General features: G+C 69.3%; 18 protein-coding genes and 1 pseudogene. 11 read left to right on the top strand and 8 right to left on the bottom strand.

The annotated features are described in order from the left end of the window. Positions 1-67 precede the first annotated feature (67 nt). Positions 68-1,072 carry a LysR family transcriptional regulator gene (locus KUTG_RS01980; RefSeq protein ID WP_063753467.1) on the bottom strand — a complete coding sequence of 335 codons (1,005 nt, stop codon included), beginning with the start codon at positions 1,070-1,072 and terminating at the stop codon, positions 68-70. 139 nt (positions 1,073-1,211) lie between these two features. Between KUTG_RS01980 and KUTG_RS01975 the strand changes: the two genes are divergently transcribed. Together KUTG_RS01975 and KUTG_RS55800 are read left to right on the top strand one after the other, a co-directional pair. Next, positions 1,212-2,045, top strand: coding sequence for an SDR family oxidoreductase (locus KUTG_RS01975; protein WP_043714454.1), 834 nt, complete (start codon positions 1,212-1,214; stop codon positions 2,043-2,045). 59 nt (positions 2,046-2,104) lie between these two features. Beyond that, positions 2,105-2,689, top strand: a pseudogene (locus KUTG_RS55800) (helix-turn-helix domain-containing protein); the annotation flags it as partial. A 129-nt stretch (positions 2,690-2,818) separates the two neighbouring features. Here the strand turns inward: KUTG_RS55800 and KUTG_RS01970 are convergent. Next, positions 2,819-3,721, bottom strand: a complete 903-nt coding sequence (locus tag KUTG_RS01970) for a LysR family transcriptional regulator (RefSeq protein ID WP_043714451.1) — start codon at positions 3,719-3,721, stop codon at positions 2,819-2,821. Between the two features lie 171 nt (positions 3,722-3,892). Here KUTG_RS01970 and KUTG_RS01965 point away from each other — a divergent pair, with 171 nt between their 5' ends. Genes KUTG_RS01965 through KUTG_RS01950 form a run of 4 tightly spaced genes read left to right on the top strand, consistent with a single transcriptional unit; the run spans position 3,893 to position 6,803 of the window. Then, complete coding sequence (locus tag KUTG_RS01965) at positions 3,893-4,714, top strand: inositol monophosphatase family protein (protein WP_063753466.1); 822 nt, start codon at positions 3,893-3,895, stop codon at positions 4,712-4,714. A gap of 19 nt (positions 4,715-4,733) precedes the next feature. Continuing rightward, complete coding sequence (locus KUTG_RS01960) at positions 4,734-5,354, top strand: NAD(P)-dependent oxidoreductase (RefSeq protein WP_043714446.1); 621 nt, start codon at positions 4,734-4,736, stop codon at positions 5,352-5,354. A gap of 57 nt (positions 5,355-5,411) precedes the next feature. Further along, positions 5,412-5,879: a hypothetical protein gene (locus KUTG_RS01955; RefSeq protein ID WP_043714443.1), complete on the top strand. Its 468-nt coding sequence runs from the start codon at positions 5,412-5,414 to the stop codon at positions 5,877-5,879. 51 nt (positions 5,880-5,930) lie between these two features. Next, positions 5,931-6,803 (top strand): polysaccharide deacetylase family protein, encoded by an 873-nt coding sequence (locus KUTG_RS01950; RefSeq protein ID WP_043727954.1) that lies wholly within the window; start codon positions 5,931-5,933, stop codon positions 6,801-6,803. A gap of 21 nt (positions 6,804-6,824) precedes the next feature. Here KUTG_RS01950 and KUTG_RS01945 read toward each other — a convergent pair whose 3' ends face one another. The 4 genes from KUTG_RS01945 to KUTG_RS01930 form a co-directional block, all read right to left on the bottom strand. Further along, positions 6,825-7,472, bottom strand: coding sequence for an NADPH-dependent F420 reductase (locus KUTG_RS01945; protein ID WP_043714440.1), 648 nt, complete (start codon positions 7,470-7,472; stop codon positions 6,825-6,827). Between the two features lie 26 nt (positions 7,473-7,498). After that, on the bottom strand, positions 7,499-8,305 hold the full coding sequence (locus KUTG_RS01940) for an inositol monophosphatase family protein (protein ID WP_043714438.1): 807 nt from the start codon (positions 8,303-8,305) through the stop codon (positions 7,499-7,501). A 132-nt stretch (positions 8,306-8,437) separates the two neighbouring features. Then, positions 8,438-8,788: a helix-turn-helix domain-containing protein gene (locus tag KUTG_RS01935; protein WP_052393742.1), complete on the bottom strand. Its 351-nt coding sequence runs from the start codon at positions 8,786-8,788 to the stop codon at positions 8,438-8,440. A gap of 196 nt (positions 8,789-8,984) precedes the next feature. Further along, positions 8,985-9,659 (bottom strand): sensor histidine kinase, encoded by a 675-nt coding sequence (locus KUTG_RS01930; RefSeq protein WP_052393741.1) that lies wholly within the window; start codon positions 9,657-9,659, stop codon positions 8,985-8,987. A gap of 15 nt (positions 9,660-9,674) precedes the next feature. On the opposite strand from KUTG_RS01930, the gene KUTG_RS01925 reads away from it, so the two are divergent. After that, a complete protein-coding gene (locus tag KUTG_RS01925) occupies positions 9,675-10,181 on the top strand; it encodes a YncE family protein (protein ID WP_157494241.1) in 507 nt (168 codons plus the stop codon). 83 nt (positions 10,182-10,264) lie between these two features. Here the strand turns inward: KUTG_RS01925 and KUTG_RS01920 are convergent, their stop codons facing one another. After that, complete coding sequence (locus KUTG_RS01920; protein WP_198046966.1) at positions 10,265-11,275, bottom strand: LacI family DNA-binding transcriptional regulator; 1,011 nt, start codon at positions 11,273-11,275, stop codon at positions 10,265-10,267. Then, a complete protein-coding gene (locus tag KUTG_RS01915) occupies positions 11,259-13,661 on the bottom strand; it encodes a glycoside hydrolase family 3 N-terminal domain-containing protein (RefSeq protein WP_043727949.1) in 2,403 nt (800 codons plus the stop codon). Before KUTG_RS01915 ends, KUTG_RS01920 begins: the two co-directional genes overlap by 17 nt. Positions 13,662-13,863: 202 nt before the next feature. On the opposite strand from KUTG_RS01915, the gene KUTG_RS01910 reads away from it, so the two are divergent. The 4 genes from KUTG_RS01910 (at position 13,864) to KUTG_RS01895 (ending at position 17,670) form a co-directional block, all read left to right on the top strand. Continuing rightward, the gene (locus tag KUTG_RS01910) at positions 13,864-15,174 is read left to right on the top strand and encodes an extracellular solute-binding protein (RefSeq protein ID WP_043714431.1); all 1,311 of its coding nucleotides are present in this window, start codon (positions 13,864-13,866) and stop codon (positions 15,172-15,174) included. Further along, positions 15,171-16,073 carry a carbohydrate ABC transporter permease gene (locus KUTG_RS01905; protein WP_043714429.1) on the top strand — a complete coding sequence of 301 codons (903 nt, stop codon included), beginning with the start codon at positions 15,171-15,173 and terminating at the stop codon, positions 16,071-16,073. Before KUTG_RS01910 ends, KUTG_RS01905 begins: the two co-directional genes overlap by 4 nt. A 1-nt stretch (position 16,074) precedes the next feature. After that, positions 16,075-16,965 carry a carbohydrate ABC transporter permease gene (locus tag KUTG_RS01900; RefSeq protein WP_043714427.1) on the top strand — a complete coding sequence of 297 codons (891 nt, stop codon included), beginning with the start codon at positions 16,075-16,077 and terminating at the stop codon, positions 16,963-16,965. 153 nt (positions 16,966-17,118) lie between these two features. Then, positions 17,119-17,670 carry a hypothetical protein gene (locus KUTG_RS01895; RefSeq protein WP_052393738.1) on the top strand — a complete coding sequence of 184 codons (552 nt, stop codon included), beginning with the start codon at positions 17,119-17,121 and terminating at the stop codon, positions 17,668-17,670. Positions 17,671-17,736 lie beyond the last annotated feature (66 nt).

The following is a 17,736-nucleotide window of genomic DNA, read 5'->3' as shown; positions in this document are numbered from 1 at the left end:
TCGAACCCGCCAAATCCCAAGGACAGAACGAGGCCTCCTCGACTGCTTGTCACAGAGGTAAGCCCCGTCATCCAGCAAATCCGTCCATAGTGGACCTGCCGCGATCGATCCCGACCGCGGCTGGTCGCACCGGGCCGTCACCCGTGTGCTGGCGCGCCAGTTCGTCACGGCGGAGGTGGATGTCCTCGCCTGCGCGGCGTAGCGCGGCGACCACGGCGGCGGCTTCGGCGCCAGGGGCCCGTGCGGTGAGGGCAACGACCATCCGGCCCAGCCAGCTCGGGTCGTCGACGCCGATGCTGACCACACCGGCCGGGATGGACAGGGCAGCGACCTCGGGCACCAGGCACAGGCCCAGTCCCGCGGCGACCAAGCCCAGCCGTGCGGGCCACCCACGCACGGCGTGGCCGATGACCGGATCGGCGAGTGTGGGCCAGGCCCCGAACTGCGGCTCCCCACCCAAGCCCTCGCCGGCGATCCAGATCTCGCCGGCCAGCTCGGCCACCGGGACGATGCCGGCGCCGGCCAGCCGGTGCTCGGCGGGCACCGCCACGCACAGGCCACCAGCGAACACGATCTGCCGGTCGAAGTCGGCCAGGTCGTAGTCCGGCAACCCCGCGCCGACCCCGATGACGGCCACCGCCAGCCGCCCTGCCCGCAACTGCCGCAGCAGGGTGGGTGTCGGCGCCTCGGCCAGGGACACCTCCAGGCGTGGATGATCGACACGCAGTCGGGCCAGCGCCCGAGGCGCCAGCACTGCGGTCGCCGATGGGAAGGCGCCCAGTGTGATCCGGCCGGCCAATCGGTCGCCCAGAGCGGCCAGGTCCTGCCGCAGCGTCTCCACCCCGGCCAGGATCCGGCCCGCGTGCTCCACCACGACGGCGCCGGCCGGACTGACCCGCACGCCGCGGCCCTCGCGAATGAACAGCGGGGACCCCGCCGCCGCCTCCATCGAGGCCACCTGGCGCGAGATCGTCGGCTGTGTGTAGCCCAGTAGCCGCGCCGCCGCGGTGAACGATCCAGTCAGCGCGATCTCCCGCACGACGCGCAGCCCGGTCAGGGTCAGCTCAGTCACGCGCGGATCATACCCATGCGGAACACGTATCACTGGGATCCAGAACTCTCATTGGACGTATGGATTCTTGGTGGCCAGTATGGAAGTTGCCGATAACAGATGAGCGGAAGGCATTCCGTACAGTGAGGAGAAACTGATCATGACGAGGACCTGGTTCGTGACCGGCGCTTCCCGTGGCATGGGTCGCGAACTCGTCGAGCAGGCACTCGCCCGCGGCGACCGGGCCGCGGCCACCCTGCGTCGTCCGGAGCAACTCGATGACCTGATGACGCGCTTCGGTGACCGGCTGTGGGTCCGCGCGCTGGACGTCACGGACACCGCGCGGCTACACGCCGTGGTCGGCGAGGCATTCGCCGCGCACGAACGCATCGATGTCGTCGTGTCCAACGCCGGCTACGGCGTGTTCGCCACCGCGGAAGACCTGACCGACACGCAGATCGACCAGATGATCGCGACTAATCTGACCGGCTCGATCCACCTCGCCCGCGCGGTGCTGCCGCACCTGCGGACCCAGGGCGGCGGGCTGCTGATGCAGATGTCGAGCATGGGCGGCCAGCTCACTTTTCCCGGGTTCTCGCTGTACCACGTGACCAAGTGGGGAATTGAGGGCTTCTTCGACGCGCTGGCCGCTGAGGTGGAGCCGTTCGGGGTCCGCACCACACTGATCGAACCGGGCATGGTCCGCACCGGTTTCTTCGACGCGGCCACCCGGGTGCCAGTCAGCGCTCCGTACCGGGGCGGGCCGGCCGACCAGGAGCCGATCCCGGTCGAGGAGATGCCCGACAGCCAGGAGAACACGGTCGCGGCCATCATCCGCGCCGCAGAGTCACCGAACCCGCCGCACCGCCTCGTACTGGGCTCGGACGCCTGGCAGTTGATGACTGACACCCTGCGCCGGCGACTGGCTGACATCGACGCCCAACGCGACAAGGCCGCCGCCGCCGACATTCGGCACGCAGCCAACCGGACCTGACCACTGGGCGCACCCGCGCGAGATCGCCGAGTACGGCCGAGGATCAGCGGGATACTTGAGTGGTGTCCGACGTCGGCCCGTTGTTGACACACTGGCGGAGCGCCCGGCGGCTGAGCCAACTGGCGCTGGCCGCCGAGGCGGCCGTCTCGATCCGCCACCTGTGCTTCCTGGAGACCGGTCGCGCGAAACCCAGCCGGGCCATGGTGCTCAAGCTCGCGGAGGTGCTCGATGTGCCCTTTCGTGAACGGAACACGATGCTGCTCAAGGCCGGCTTCGCACCGGAGTGCCCGGAGTCCGAACTGGACGCTGTCCGCCGGTTCCTCGCCCCGGACGGGCAGCCGAAAACCGCTCCCGGACCGGCGAACGTGCTGCGGCGGATGTTCCACCCCGACGGTGTCCGCCGGCACGTGACGAACTGGCCGGAGGTCGCCGAGGCCCTGGTCCGCCGCGCGCGTCGGGAGGCGATCGGACTCGTCACCGACGAGCGAGCCCAGCGGATCCTCGACGAGGTGCTGGCCTGTCCCGGCGTGCCCGCGTCGTTGCGGTCGCTCGACCCGGAGACGCCAGTGCCGCCGATCGTGCCGATCCGGCACGCGCGCGGCGACCGGCGGTTCGACTACTTCTCCACCGTGACCACCCTCGGCACACCGCAGGACGTGACCCAGCAGGAACTCCGCATCGAATGCTTCTTCCCGATAACAACGAAACCCGGGGCACGCGCGTCAGTTGGCCGAGACTGCGCGCTCCTGACCGGACCCACTGACTTCCGGGACCTACGGCCTGCCGAGTTCCTGCAAGGCACTGTGGACATGGTCTCGGAGCCAACGGTGCGCCTTGTCGTTCTCGTAGCGCTGATGCCAGCAACCCACGAGCGGCACCGGGGGAGTGGGCATCGGCAGCGGCACGGTCACCAGGCCCAGGGCCTCGATCATGCCCGCGCACATGTTTTCGGGCACGGCCGTGACGAACTTCCCCAGCCGGACAACGCTGAGCGCCGCCGTGCTGGTCGGTGTGGTCGCGACGACCTGGCGCTCAAGACCGTGCTCGGACAGCACATCATCCATCGGATCGTGGAGACGTCCCCTCCTCGTGATCCGGACGTGCGATGCGTCGGCGTACCGGCGCATGGTCGGTTTCCTGCTGGCAAAGGGATGGGTCGGTGCGACCGCGAGGACGAGCCGATCCTCGAAGAAGGTTTCCGACCGGATCTCGGGTGAATCCGGGGCGGCACTGCCGAATTCGAGATCGACCTGCCCTCGGCGCAGCTCGGGAGTGTCCACACTGGACTCCGCGAGCAGCCGCAACCGGACGTTCGGCGCCTCACGATGGACCGCCGCGATGAGCCGAGGGCCCAACGCCGTCGTGATCGCGTCGTGACAGATCAGCGTGAAGACGCGGTCGAGCGCGGCGAGGTTGAGTTCCCGCTCGGGAGCGAGCACGCTTTCGGCCTGCTCCACCAGGTCGTGGACCTGGGCCCGGATCGCGAGCGCGTACGGCGTCGGGGTCATCGTCCGGCCGGTCCGGACCAGGATCTGATCACCGGTGACCCGCCGGATCCGGCCGAGCGCCCGGCTCATCGCCGGCGAGGACAGGTGCAGGCGATCGGCGGCCGCGCCCACGCTGGCCTCCTCGAGCAACGCGTCCAGCGCCGTCAGGAGGTTCAGGTCCAGATGCATGCCGCGATCGTACGGGCGTCGGAGGCGTGACCGGGTGCCGAGGAGTTCTCCGGTGTGCCGTCCCCGTTGCGTCTGAGTAAATGAAGAAGTGCAAAGCGTTCATTTGAGTCAATCGGTATTGCTGTCTACGGTCGAAGGCACAGCAACTTCGCTTCACAGAACAGGAACACCATGAGCAGTGCGGTGCCTATTTCGCAGACGATGACCGAGGACGCCGCGGTGCTGACGGCTGTCGTGGACGCCGTGCGCGACGCCGGCCGTCGCCTGCTCGCCCGCTACTCCACCGACGCGCGGCCGGTCGACCGTGCCGATCTCCGCGCCGCGATCGACGAGAACGAAAGAAGCTCGGTCGACGACCTCCGCATCGCCCTCGCCGCGGCCCGGCCTGACGCGGGATGGGTGACCGAGGAGATGGAAACGGCCGTGTTGCCGCCGGGTGAGTGGTGGGCGGTGGACGCGGTCGAGGGCAACGTCAACCACGTGCACGGGCTGCCGGAGTGGTGTGTCGGCGCGACGCTGCTCCGGGACAACCTCCCGGTGCTGACGGCCGTGTACCAGCCGGTCGGCAACGTCGTGCACAGCGCGACCCGCGGTGGCGGCGCGTTCGCGGACGGCCGGCGCCTGCGCGTGTCCGCCAAGTCCGATCTCGGCGTCGCCATCGCCACCACCGGCCAGGCGGAGGCCGGCCAGAGCGACACCTACCGGCGCATCGGCGATTCGATCACGACGATGCTCGGCAGTGCCCTGCTGGTCCGTGCGACGGTGCCGTCGACGTTCCCGATGCTGCTCGTCGCCGCCGGACACGCTGACCTCTTCTGGCAGTACCGGCCCACGCTGCCCGCGGCCGCCGCCGGCGCGCTGCTCGTCGCCGAGGCAGGCGGGATCGTGACCGACCTCGCCGGCGAACCGTGGCGGCCCGGCAGCATCGACGTCATCGCCAGCGCCCCGGCACTCCACGCCGCGGCACTGGCCGCGTTGTCCACAGTGGACTAAAAGACTCGGGGAGATCAGTATGGACATCACCGTTCTCGGCGCCACCGGTGCCACCGGAGCCGAGATAACCCGCCAGGCGCTGGAGCGCGGGCACGCCGTCACCGCCGTCGCGCGCAACCCGGACCGGATCACGCCGCCGACGTCCGAGGGCCTGACGCGCGTGGCCGGCGACGTCCTCGACCCGGAGTCCATCGGCCGGGCGCTCAAAGGCGCGAGGATCGTCCTTTCCGGACTCGGGATCAGCGGCGGGGACGCTCCCGGTGCGCTCACCGCGGGCGCCCGTGCTGCGGTCGACGCCGAGCCGGACTTCATCGTCTGGCTTGCGGCCTTCGGCACCGGTGATTCGGCGCCGCACGCCGGTGTGTTCACCAGAGGGTTGCTGAAGATGTTCATGAAGAGTGAGATGGCGGACCGCACCACCGCGGACGCGATCGTTCGTGGCGATGGCGGCGCCGTCTTCCACGCCGGTCCGCTGTCCAACGGGGAACTCAGTCCGACCTGGCGCACGGTGCCGCTCGACTCGGCTCCGCGGCGGTTCTTCCCGGCCCGCGTCAGCCGGGCCACGGTGGCGGCGGCGATGCTCGACGAGGCCGAACAGCAGCAGTACGGCGGCCGCATCGCGGTCCCGCTCGAGCGATGACCGTTCGGTCGGGCGTCGAGTCGCGCCCTGCGCGGGCGCGCACGCCCCCGGTGGCCATTGACCCCCGCGTACCGCAAAACCGTCCTCACCCTGCACGTCCTCGCCGCCAGTGCCTGGATCGGGATCGACGTGCTCACCGCCGTGTTGGTCGGGACCGGGCTGCTGAGCGGTGACGGCATCCGCACAACCGCAGTGTACGGCGCCCTCGGTCGGTACGTCCTTGTCCCCGCCCTCGCCGCCGCCGTGGTAGCCGGGTTGGTCAGCCTGGCCAGCGGCGTCCTATTGGGTATGGGCACCAAATGGGGCCTGCTGCGGTACTGGTGGGTGGCGGTGAAGTTCGGCCTCAACGTGGTGCTCTGCGTGGCGGTTGTGGTCATCCTGATCCCGGTCGGCCAGATCGCGTCCGGCGAACGCGGCCCGGGCGACGTGATGCCGCTGTTCACCATCGCCCTGATCGCCTTGGTGTTGTTGGTCTTCGCCGACGTGCTGTCGGTCTTCAAACCCTGGGGACGCGTGCGGCGGTAGCGCCAGTATCCGGCTCGCGGCCGAATGCCGCCCTACCAGAAGGAATCCTTTGTGGACATCGAACTCTTCGACTACGACCCCATCATCGGCCGCGCGCCGGTGCGCTGGCCCGGTGGCGCTCGTGTGGCGTTCTACGTGGGGCTCAACATCGAGCACTTCTCCGTCGATCGGCCGACGCTGAGCTGGCACGAAGCGCTGGGCAAGCTGGTGCCGGACGTGACGAGCTACGGATGGCGTGACTACGGCCCCCGGGTCGGCATCTGGCGGCTCATCGACATCCTGGACCGGCAAGGAGTCCGGGCCACCGCCATGCTGAACTCGGACGCGGGCGAGCGTTATCCGCAGATCGTGGAAGCGGGCCGGAAACGGGATTGGGCCTGGCTGGCCCACGGGAGGTCGACGTCGATCCCGCAGGTGGGCATGAGCGAAGACGACGAGCGTGCCTATCTCACCGAAGTCTTCGACAGCATCGAGAAGACCACCGGGCAACGTCCGCGCGGGTGGCTCTCGCCGGGACTGACCGAGACGTTCAACACCCCGCGCCTGCTCGCCGAACTCGGCATCGACTACCTGCTCGACTGGGCCAACGACGACCAGCCGTACCGGCTGAAGGTCCCGGGCCTGCTCAGCGTGCCCTACACCCTCGAACTCGTGGACGTGCAGATCTTCCACATGAAGAGCTTCACGGGCGCGGACTACCTGCAGATGGTCAAGGACGCCTTCGACCAGCTCCACGAGGACTCGGCGGACAGTGGGCGCGTCATGAGCCTGTCGTTGCACCCCTTCATCGCGGGCCAGCCGTTCCGGGCGAAGTACGTCGAGAAAGCGATCGAGTACATCGTCAACCACCCGGGCGCCTGGGTGACCACCAGCGACGAGATCGCCGCGCACTCCAGGACGAGGGCCTACAGCGACTCGCTGTAGGACCTCGTGGCTGGAGCGCCGTTACCGAGGCACGGCCAGTGACAGTCCGAACGGCGCCATGCCGTGCTTGCGGGCGAGGAAAGGGACGTACAGCATGAATGACTCCGGGCCGCGGGCGGAGGCGATGCCGCCGAGGTCTTCGATCCACTCGTCCGGCCAGCCGAGGTCGTGGAGCAGTCCACGGGTGACCGTTTTGGCCGTGTCGTCGTCGCCGGAGAGGAAGGCGGTCGGCGGGTTCGCGGTGTCGGCGTCGGCCGGGTTGGTCATCAGCAGGAACAGCATGGTGTTGAGGGTCTTGACGACGTGGGTGTCCGGCAGCGCCTGCTGGAGGTGTTCCCCGAGGCTGCTTTCCGGGTAGAGCAGCCGGGTCGTCCCGTCCGGCGCGCGCTCGGTGGCATTGGCGACGTCCACGAGGACTCGTCCGGCCAGCTCCTCCCGTAACGGTGTCAGCAGTTCGAGCGTGGTCGTGCCCGGTGTCGTGTTGACGACCACGGCCGCGTCCCGCACGGCGTCGACCGTGGTGGTGAACCGCACCTCCGGGTCCACCCAGCGGCCGCGGACGGTCTCCGGGGCGCGGCTGCCGAAAGTGACGTAGTGGCCTTTGGCGCCCAGCTTAGCGCCCAAGGCGCTGCCCACCCGGCCGGTGCCGAGCACCGCGATTCGTGTCATTGTTCTGGCCCTTCCCTGTGTGGTGACTAGTTTGCGGACAGCGCGTCGAGTACGGCGGGGTGCAGGCCCGGCGGGGCCACGACCACGTCGGCGCTGTCGGCCTGCCACGGCTCCCCCAGGGAGTCGGTCGCGACCGCACCGGCCTCCGTGGCGAGCAGGACGCCGGGAGCCAGGGCGGGCAGGTCCGGGCCGAACCGCCAGTAGACGTCGAAATGCCCCGCGGCGACGGCCAGCAGCGGAAACGTGCTGGGCACCGTCTGACGCACGAGCAGCGCGCGCCCGAACATGACGTCGATGGACCCGGCCGTCCGGCGATTGAGCTCCGGGCCGCCGCCGGCCTGACTTGTCGTGGCGATCGCCGCGGAAAGCTCGACTTTGGCCGAGACTGTCAACGGCGTGCCGTTGAGGCTGGCGCCGCCCCCGCGGACAGCGGTGTAGGTGAGCTCGCCGATCGGCTGGTACACGACGGCGGCAACCGGGACGTTGTCGCGTACCAACGTGATGTTTATGGCCCATTCGGGCAGGCCGTGCAGGAAGTTCACGGCGCCTTCGACGCCGTCCACGACCCACCACTCGTCCGCCATGTGCTGGCGAGTGCGGTGCGCTTCGGGGTTGTCGTCGAGCCAGTGGGCCGCCGGACGCAGCACGGTCAGGGCCTCGCGCATGCCTTCGGCGCCGGCCTTCTCGACTCGCTGGTTGCCGGCGTACAGGTCATTCCGGCTGGCCGGCCGGGCGAAGGGGGAGAAGATCTCCCGGACGCGCCGGCCGGCCTGCTGCGCGACGTCGACGAGTTGGGGAAGCAGAGCCAGGTCTTCGGCAGTCACGGTGTCCATCGGATTTCCCTCGGTGGAAACGGATTGGTGATGACCATGCAACCCCGAGTGGAGAAGTGCGTCAAATGCACAGTAATCAAGCAACGATTTACCGGCACGCAATTGCCGTGAGTGGACCTGGCTTCGAACTGTTTACCGGCCGGGGTCCGCGTCGTCCAAGAAGTGCCGCACCGCGAGCACGCGTCGGTTGGCGCTGTCGGTCGGCGGGAGGCCGAGCTTGGCGAAGATCCGGTTGATGTACTTGTTGACCGCGCCTTCGGTGACGACGATTTCGCCGTCGATCGCGGAGTTGGATAGCCCACGAGCCATGAGCCCGAGGACGTCCCGCTCGCGCGGCGTCAGCCCGGCGAGCCGCTCCGTGCTGGCCAGGCGGCTCACCAACGAGGTAGTCACCTGCGGGTCGAGCTCGATGCCGCCGGTCGCGACGGTCCGCAGGGCGGTGCGGAACTCGATCGCGTCGTAGTGGTCGACGGCGGCCAGCACCGTGCAGTCAGCTCGGTCAGCAGCCGGATGAGCCCCTCTCACAACAACAGGTCCTCGGCGATCACGACGCGCATGGCAACTCCAGGTGCAGCACGGTAGGCCCGCCGTCCGAGCTGACGAGCGTCAGGCTGCCGTCGAGCGCCGCCGCAGGCCGGGAAGTCCGTCGCCGCGCATTTCGTCGGCGCCGCCGCGGCCGTCAGCTCGGACGTCGACGCGAATGTGCTCGCCGTCGACGCGCAAGTCCCTCCGCGACCACGAAGTACACAGTGGACTTCAGGGCTGCCGGCAACCGTTGCGGCACATCGACAGTGACCACGACGGTCGGCCCTGCCAGCTCGGCCAGTGACTCGATGGCGCGGGCCAGCCCCCGATCGGCCAGGATCGGCGGGTAGACACCGCGGACGGGATCCCACAGCTCCTGGAGCGCCACGCCGATGTCGGCACGTGCCTGCCCCAGCAGCCTGCGATTGTCGTCCGGCAGCCGGCCGACCTTCAACTCCAACAGGCCGAGCAGCATGCCGACCGACACGAGCCTGGCCTGTGCACCGTCGTGCAGATCCCGCTCGATCCGGCGCAGCTCGGCGGCCTGTACCTCGAGCGCGCCGGTTCGGGACGCGGTCAGCACGGCGATCCGCCGGTTCAGCCGGCTCGTGCCCGACCCCGCCAGCAGCATCCGGCTCGCGCGCAGGTGCCCGCGTGGCATTCCGTGGCCGCACCCGGCGGCGACCAACACGAGGAACAGGCCGCCCAGCACCCCGCCGAAGGAACTGCGGACGCCGGTGACCGGCACGAACACCAGACTCGGCGAATCCTGGGGCAGCAGCCACGACCACAGCGGCGTGCTGATCGCGATCGCCGCGATCAGCCACATCGCTGCGGTCGCGTCGTGGCTGTGCGCGGCGGCAAGGTCGTGCAGACGTTCACCATGCCCGAGCAGCCTGGCGGTATCGAGACGATCGGCGACACCGTGGCCATGGTCGATGTGCGCGACGCGACGTTGACGGCCTACGACGCCGACAAGCTCACGCAGCTCGGCTCCGTGCCGGCCGGCAACGGCCCCACCCACATCGTCGCCGACAACGAGGGCCGTTTTGTTGTCGTGGACACGCGGGGCAACGCGCTGCTGGCCTTCAAGGATCTCAAGCCGGCTGGCTCGCTTTTGTTGCCTGGCACCCCGTATGGCGCGGCTTTCGACCGGGCCCGTGACCGGATGTGGGTCACGCTGACCGGCGCCAACGAGGTGGTCGGCGTCGACCTGGCCGGCGCGCAGTTGAAGATCGCGGCCCGGTTTCCGACGGTCCGCCAGCCCAACACGGTCGCGGTGGACAGCGGCACCGGCCGGGTTTTCGTCGCTGGGGCCGCTGACGGTGTCGTGGAGATCATCGATCCGTGACAACCGCTCGCATGGGCGTGCTGGATGGCCGCGGCCGAGTCGTGGTCGGTCAACGACGTGGTGTCCTGGGCCGGTTTCCGGACCTACGGCTGGACGGGCGCGGTCGAGTTGCGTACCACCAGTTCGGTGGCGAGTTCGATGTGATGGGACTCGATTTTCTCGCCGTCGGCCAGGCGAAGCGCGGTCCGCAGGGCGACGCCGCCCATCTCCCGCAGCGGCTGTCGTACGGTGGTCAGCGGCGGTGAGGCCATCCGGGCGAGGAGCGTGTCGTCGAAGCCGACCACGCTCAGGTCTTCCGGAATGCGCAGGCCGCGGGTACGGGCGGTCTCGATTACGCCCAGCGCGATCTCGTCATTGCCGGCGAAGATCGCCGTCGGTGGCTCTGTGAGGTCCAGCAGCGCCTCGGTGCCGAGCAGACCGGTCTGGTAGGTGAATTCTCCCGGCCGGACGTAGGAGCGGGGCACCGGTGTCTTTTCCGCCTCCATGGCGGCCCGGTAGCCGTGCATGCGTGCCTGATTGCAGACGGCGCTCGCCGGCCCGCCAAGGTAGGCGACGCGGCGGTGGCCGAGGGACAGCAGGTGTCGAGTCGCGGCCAGGCCGCCGGCGAAGTTGGTCGACCCGACACTGTGGACGTCGCTGTGCGGCAGGTGCAGCGGGTCGAGAACGACCAACGGCAGCCCGGCCCGGGTCAAGGCGTCCAGGTGCGCGGCGGTGTACACGCTGGTGACCGCGATGACGGCGCGGCGGCCCGCGGCGACCAGGTCCCTGGCCCAGTGCGGGGCGCGGTCCGGCTTGCTGATCACGACCGAGACTGCATGCTCGGCGGCGGCGTCGACGATGCCGTCCAGGGCCTCGGCCGTGTATGACCTGAGGTCGCCGGCGAACTGCACCTCGATGGTCGGGCGCGCGCCGGCCTCGGTGCGGCGGAGCGCGGGCGCGACGTAGTCGTGCTGGTGTAGCAGTTCCTGCACCCGCGAGCGGGTCTGTGGCGCGACGTCGCTGCGTCCGTTGACCACTTTGGACACGGTCGCGACGGAGACCCCCGCCAGACGCGCGACGGTCGCCAACGTCGTACGGTTAGCGTTGACCGGCATCGGCCTCATCCTGCCGCACGTCCACCGGCGTGGTCAGCCGCCGGTCATGGCCCACCACGCGGGTGACACCGGTCAGCCGTACGGTGATCCGGCAGGGGAGTTCGGTCGACGAGGTGCCGACGAGCACCTCGATTTCCCCGGGCTCGACGATGCGCCGCAGATCCCGACCGGTGAATGCGGTCCGGTCGGCGTGCACGGTGAACCGGACCCGTGCGCTCGCGCCCGGCTCGAGTCGGACCTTGGCGAAACCGGCCAACTGTCGGACCGGTCGGGTCACCTGGGCGAGGATGTCGTGCAGGTACAGCTGGACGACCTCGTGGCCGGGCCGGCCGCCGGTGTTGCGCACCCGTACCGACACGGCGAACTCGCCGTCGGTGGCGATCTCGGTCGCGCTCGCGCGGAGGTCGTCGACCTCGAAGGCGGTGTACGACCTGCCGTACCCGAAGGGGAACAGCGGCGTCGGGTCGATGCTGCTGATGCCGTGGGTGTTCGCACCGAGTGGTGGCTGCAGGTACGTGCCCGGCTGACCGCCCGGCCGGCGGGGAACCTGAACCGGCAGCTTGCCCGCGGGCTGGACCCGGCCGGACAGCACACCGGCGATCGCCGCCGCGCCTTCCTGGCCGGGCATGAACGCCTGCACCAGACCGGCGGCGCGCGGCTGCACGTCGCCAAGAGCGTACGGACGACCGGAGACCACCACCACGACCACCGGTGTCCCGGTGGCGAAGAGCTCCGCGAGCAGATCTGCCTGCACGCCCGGCAACCGCAGATCCTCGGCGTCGCAACCTTCGCCGGAGGTGCCGTTGCCGAACATGCCAGCACGATCGCCCACCACGGCGACGCACAGGTCTGCCTCGCGGGCCGCGGCCGTCGCCGCCGCGAAGCCGGACCGGTCCTCGTCACGCACGTCGCATCCCGGCTCGTGGACGAGCACGGTGTCCGGCAGTTCGGCGCGCAGTGCGTCCACGACGGTCGGCACCGTCACGCCGAGGGCCATGCCGGGATGGCGGGGCATGACGTGGTTGGGAAAGGCGTAACAGCCCATCAGAGTGCGCGAGTCCGCGGCGCACGGCCCGACCACCGCTACTCGGCGCGGCGCGGGACGACCGGCGTCGAGCAGCGGCAGTGCGCTGCCCGCATCGAGCAGCACGACGGACTGCTCGGCCAGTTCCAGAGCCAGCGCCCGGTTGGCCGGTGAGTCCAGATCGACTTCGGCCGCGGCGGCGACCGACGCCTCGGGTGTCCAGTCGGGATCGAGCAGTCCACACTGAATCTTCTGGGTGAGGAGCCTGCGCGCCGCCTGGTCCACTGTGGACTCGGGTAGCTCGCCTCGGTGGACCCGTTGCGTGAGATGTTGGCCGAAGCCGAGCGTGTCGGGCAGCTCCACGTCGATGCCGGCGCTGAGCGCCTGCACGCCGGCCTGATCGGTGTCGGCCGCCACCCCATGCATGGTGGCGAGGAACGCGACCGCCCCGTAGTCGGAGACCACTGTGCCGGCGAACCCCCAGTCGTCGCGCAGCAGGTCGCTGAGCAACCACGAGTCGACGCCGGCCGGAACACCGTCCACATCGGAGTACGCGTTCATCACCGAACGAGCCCCGCCCACCGCGATCGCCGTCTCGAACGGCGGCAGGATGATGTCCATCAGCTCGCGACGACCGATCGGCGCCGGTGCGTGGTTTCGGGCGGCCCGCGATGCGGAGTACCCGGCGAAGTGCTTGACAGTGGCGATGACACCGGCGCCTTCCAGGCCGCGGACGTAGGCGGCACCGAGCATCGCGACCAGGCAGGGGTCCTCGCCCATGGTCTCCTCGACCCGGCCCCACCGGTAGTCTCGGACCACGTCGAGGACCGGGGCGAGCCCCTGGTGCACGCCGACCGCCCGCATGTCCCGCCCGATCGCGGCGCCCATCCGCCGCACCAGGTCCGGGTCGAAGGTCGCGGCCCAGGCGATGGCCGCGGGATAGACCGTGGCGCCGTATGCGGTGAACCCGGTCAGGCACTCCTCATGGACCAGCGCCGGGATGCCGAGTCGTGAGCCTCTCAGAACCGTGTGCTGCGAAGCGACCAGTTCGGCGGCGCCCTCCGCCACGGTCACCGGCCGGCTGCCGTACACCCGGGTCAGGTGGCCCAGCCCGTGCCGGCTGGCCTCCGCGAGCGGCACGCTCCCGGGTTGCGCGAACGCGTCCTGCATGGGCGCCACCTGTGGGCTCTCGGCCGGCTCGGCCATGTGGTTGCCGACCCAGCGGCTGCCGAGTTGCCCGACTTTCTCCGCCGGCGTCATCTCGGCCAGGAGGGCGTCGACCCGTTCCGGCACGGGCAGCGTCGGGTCCTGCCAGCGCCGCCTGACCCGGTCCGCCGACGGCGACCGATCGTCCGTCGTCATCGCGTCCTCCTCCATTCCGAAGCGATTCTTTTCGAAATGTTTCGATCTCGGCCAGCATACGTAGGACACGTTATTACAGCAACAGCCGCGGTCGGCCCTTGACATGAACCGGCGCGAATTCTAGCTTCGGTAGGCCTACTGCTTTCGAAAGTTTTCGAAGGCGGCTCGGGGAGCCGCGAGTCTCGGGAACGGAGAACTCAGCGTGGAAACTCCACTCTCTCGTCGTACCGTCCTGGGCCTCGCGCTCGGCGTGCCGGTCTCGATGGCCCTCGCCGCCTGTGGCACTGCCGGCCCCGGCACCGGCGGCGCCACGTACTGGTACCTGAACGGGCAGCCCCAGGAAGGCGTCCGGACCGGTGCCGTCGACCGGTTCAACAAGGCCAACCCCGACAGCCAGATCACCCCGACCACCTTCCAGAACGACGCCTACAAGACGAAGATCAAGACCGCCATCGGCGCCGGACAGGCCCCCACCGTCATCTGGGGGTGGGGCGGCGGGACGCTGCGCACCTACGTCAAGGCCGGCCAGGTCGAGGACCTCACCTCGTGGTTCGACCAGAACGCCGCTGTGAAGGACCGGCTGTTCCCGACCGCGTTCGACGCCGCGACCGTCGACGGCAGGATTTACGCGATGCCGTGCGAGGCCGTGCAGCCGATCGTCCTGTACTACAACAAGAAGGTCTTCGCGGCCGTCGGCGCGCAACCGCCGCAGAGCTGGGGCGACATCATGGCCCTGGTGCCCAAGTTCAACGCCAAGGGCATCGCGCCGTTCGCCCTCGGCGGCCAGTCCCGGTGGACGAACATGATGTGGCTGGAGTTCCTGTTCGATCGCCTCGGCGGCCCCGAGGTGTTCCAGGCCATTCTCGCCGGCGAGAAGAACGCCTGGTCCAACCCGGTCGCCATCGCCGCGCTGACCAGGGTGCAGGACCTGGTCAAGGCCGACGGGTTCATCAAGGGCTTCTCCTCGATCACCGCGGACTCCAACGCCGACCAGGCACTGCTGTACACCGGCCGGGCCGCCATGATGCTGCACGGCGCGTGGTCCTACGGCATCCAGCAGGCCAACGGCGGCGACTTCGTCCCGAGCGGCGGGCTCGGCTTCATGAACTTCCCACCGATCGAGGGCGGCAAGGGCGACCCGAGCGACACCGTGGGCAACCCGGCGCAGTACCTGTCCATCTCCTCGAAGGCCACCGCCGAGCAGAAGACGGTCGCCAAGAAGTTCTTCGCCACGGGCGTCCTCGACGACGAGGAGGTGAAGCAGTGGATCGGCACCGGCGGGGTCCCGGTGCTGAAGGGCACACAGAAGCTGCTGGCCGCCGACAAGAACGCCGAATTCCTCGGCTTCACCTACGACATCGCCAGCAAAGCCAAGAACTTCGCCCAGTCCTGGGACCAGGCGCTCAGCCCGACCGCGGCCGAGCCGCTGTTGGACAACATCGCGAAGCTGTTCCAGCTGTCCATCTCGCCGCAGCAGTTCGCCGACAACCTCAACGCGGTCATCGGCCAGTGACCACGTCCACCGGTCACCGGCAGCGGCGCGGCCAAGGCGGCAACCTGGTGTGGTTGGCCGCGCCGGCGCTGGTGTTCTTCGTCGGCTTCGCCGTCATCCCCGTCGTCGGCGTGTTCGCGCTGAGCTTCACGACCTGGGACGGAATCGGCGAGATCCAGTTCTCCGGACTGACCAGTTGGCGTGCCGTGCTCACCGACCCCGGGCTGCCGCACGCCATCTGGGTCACGTTCCTCGTGATGGTCGCGTCCTGGGCGGTCCAGACCCCGCTGAGCATCCTGCTCGGCACGTTCCTGGCCGGCCCGCAGCGCTACCGCGCGATGCTGTCGGTGGTGTACTTCATCCCGCTGCTGCTGAGCTCCGCGGCGATCGCGATCGCGTACAAGGCGTTGCTGGACCCGAACTTCGGGCTCGGCGCCGGGCTGGGCATCGCGTTTCTCAGCCAGGACTGGCTGGGCCGCCCAGGGCTCGCGTTCGGCCTCGTCATCTTCGTCGTCTCCTGGCAGTTCATCCCGTTCCACTCGTTGATCTACCAGGGCGGTGTCCGGCAGATTCCGCGGTCCATGTACGAAGCCGCGCAACTGGACGGCGCCGGGCGGGTCCGCCAGTTCTTCAGCGTCACGCTGCCCCAGCTGAAACACACTGTCATCACCTCGTCGACGCTCATGGTGGTCGGGTCGCTGACGTTCTTCGACCTCATCTTCGTGTTGACCGAGGGCGGTCCGGGGGATGCCACCCGGGTGCTCGCGCTGGACATGTACAAACGGGGTTTCCAGGCCAACCTGATGGGGCCGGCCAGCGTCATCGCCGTCACCCTCGTCCTGGTGGGCCTCGTTCTCGCCCTGCTGCTGCGCCGGCTCGGCGGCCGCGACGCCGGTGAGAGCCAGTTGGAGGGCGTCTGACATGAGCGCCACGCTGACCAAGCCACGGCATCAGGCGGATTCCCGCCGAGTGCGGCAACGCGGCACCGGCCCGGCCCATCGGCGCAATTGGCTCGGTGGCCTGGCCGGTTGGCTGTGGCTGGCCGTCGTCGTCGTGCCCGTCTACTGGGTTCTGATCACCAGTTTCAAGGCCCAGAGCGGCTACTACTCGAGCAACCCGATGGTCCCGCCGAGCAAGCCCACGCTGGACAACTACCTGTTCGTCATCCAGTCCGACTTCGTCACGTACTTCGTCAACAGTGTCGTGGTCACGGCCGGCGCGGTGGTGCCGGCCGTGACGTTCTCGTTCATGGCGGCCTACGCCATCGTGCGGGGCTGGCCCAGCCGGTTCCTGCGCATGGTGAACGGCCTGTTCCTGATGGGCCTCGCCATCCCGCTGCAGGCAACGGTCATCCCCATCTATCTGATCATCATCAGGCTGCGTCTCTACGACAGCCTGCTGGCGCTGATACTCCCGTCGATCGCGTTCGCCATCCCGCTGTCCGTGCTGGTGCTGGCCAACTTCATCCGTGACGTGCCCAAGGAACTGTTCGAGTCCATGCGAATCGACGGCGCCACCGAGTGGATGACGTTGTGGCGGCTGGCGGCGCCGCTCACCCGGCCGGCCATCGTGACCGTGACGATCTACAACGCGCTGACCATCTGGAACGGATTCCTGCTGCCGCTGATCCTCACCCAGAGCCCCACCCGGCGGACCCTGCCGCTGGCACTGTGGACCTTCCAGGGCCAGTTCAGCGTCAACGTCCCCGCCGTCGTCGCCGCCATCGTCCTCACCACGCTGCCCATACTGGCCCTGTACGTGTTCGGCCGCCGCCAACTGCTCGGCGGCCTCGCCGCCGGCTTCAGCCGGTGACTCGCCGGCGTCCCGGACCGGAGCCGAATGGTGGTGGAAACGCCGAACGGGTGGTCGATCTGGGCCGATTGCCGCCGTGAAGGTGTCAGGTCGCTAACGGCCGGACCCATTCCGGCGGGCGAGCCGCGGTATTCGACCGTAGCGTCATGCACCATGACGAACCCACAGGATCCGTATCCGGGACAACAACCCGGCCAGTTCGGCTCGTATCAGCCGAACCAGAACCCGATGGCCGCACCGCCGCTGAGCCAGAGCGAGCTGGGCGGCCCCCAGAACCTGCCGGCGCCGCAGCCGGTGCAGATCTCGTTCTGGATCTGGGTGGCCACCGCCGTGCTCGGCGTCATCGGCGCCGTGGTCGGATTCACCCAGCGCGATGCCGCCATCGCCGCGCTGCGCGGCTCCGCGAGCGTACGCGGCCTGACCGAGGCGCAGATCCAGGCCGCTGCCACGGTCGGTGTCGTCGTCGCCGCCGTCTTCGCGATCGTCTTCGCCGGCTTGTACGTGCTGTTCGCATTCAAGGCGCGGGCCGGGCGCAACTGGGCCCGCATCGTGCTGACGGTGCTGACCGTGCTCGATGTGCTGTCGCTGGCCACCGGGTTCTCGGTGCTCGCCGGCATCTCCGCGCTCGCCGCCGTCGTCGCCCTGGTGCTGCTCTACCTGCCCGCGTCGAGCCAGTTCTACGCCGCGTCGAAGCGGGTCCGGTAAGCACATTCGGTCGACCGTGAGGGGAGTGGCCGTGATCGAGGCAGTGCAACTCACCAAAAAGTAGAA

Source organism: Kutzneria sp. 744 (assembly GCF_000568255.1).
In the GTDB taxonomy this organism is placed as follows: domain Bacteria; phylum Actinomycetota; class Actinomycetes; order Mycobacteriales; family Pseudonocardiaceae; genus Kutzneria.
The sequence above is the reverse complement of the archived record's forward strand: the minus strand, read 5'-3'. Positions and strand labels throughout refer to the sequence as shown.

Excerpts from the sequence above, each read along its gene's own strand:
- KUTG_RS01975 (WP_043714454.1), top strand. The coding sequence starts at position 1,212 with ATGACGAGGACCTGGTTCGTGACCGGCGCTTCCCGTGGCATGGGTCGC.
- KUTG_RS01970 (WP_043714451.1), bottom strand. The coding sequence starts at position 3,721 with ATGCATCTGGACCTGAACCTCCTGACGGCGCTGGACGCGTTGCTCGAG.
- KUTG_RS01965 (WP_063753466.1), top strand. The coding sequence starts at position 3,893 with ATGAGCAGTGCGGTGCCTATTTCGCAGACGATGACCGAGGACGCCGCG.
- KUTG_RS01960 (WP_043714446.1), top strand. The coding sequence starts at position 4,734 with ATGGACATCACCGTTCTCGGCGCCACCGGTGCCACCGGAGCCGAGATA.
- KUTG_RS01945 (WP_043714440.1), bottom strand. The coding sequence starts at position 7,472 with ATGACACGAATCGCGGTGCTCGGCACCGGCCGGGTGGGCAGCGCCTTG.
- KUTG_RS01940 (WP_043714438.1), bottom strand. The coding sequence starts at position 8,305 with ATGGACACCGTGACTGCCGAAGACCTGGCTCTGCTTCCCCAACTCGTC.
- KUTG_RS01930 (WP_052393741.1), bottom strand. The coding sequence starts at position 9,659 with ATGTGGCTGATCGCGGCGATCGCGATCAGCACGCCGCTGTGGTCGTGG.
- KUTG_RS01920 (WP_198046966.1), bottom strand. The coding sequence starts at position 11,275 with ATGCCGGTCAACGCTAACCGTACGACGTTGGCGACCGTCGCGCGTCTG.
- KUTG_RS01915 (WP_043727949.1), bottom strand. The coding sequence starts at position 13,661 with ATGACGACGGACGATCGGTCGCCGTCGGCGGACCGGGTCAGGCGGCGC.
- KUTG_RS01900 (WP_043714427.1), top strand. The coding sequence starts at position 16,075 with ATGAGCGCCACGCTGACCAAGCCACGGCATCAGGCGGATTCCCGCCGA.
- KUTG_RS01895 (WP_052393738.1), top strand. The coding sequence starts at position 17,119 with ATGACGAACCCACAGGATCCGTATCCGGGACAACAACCCGGCCAGTTC.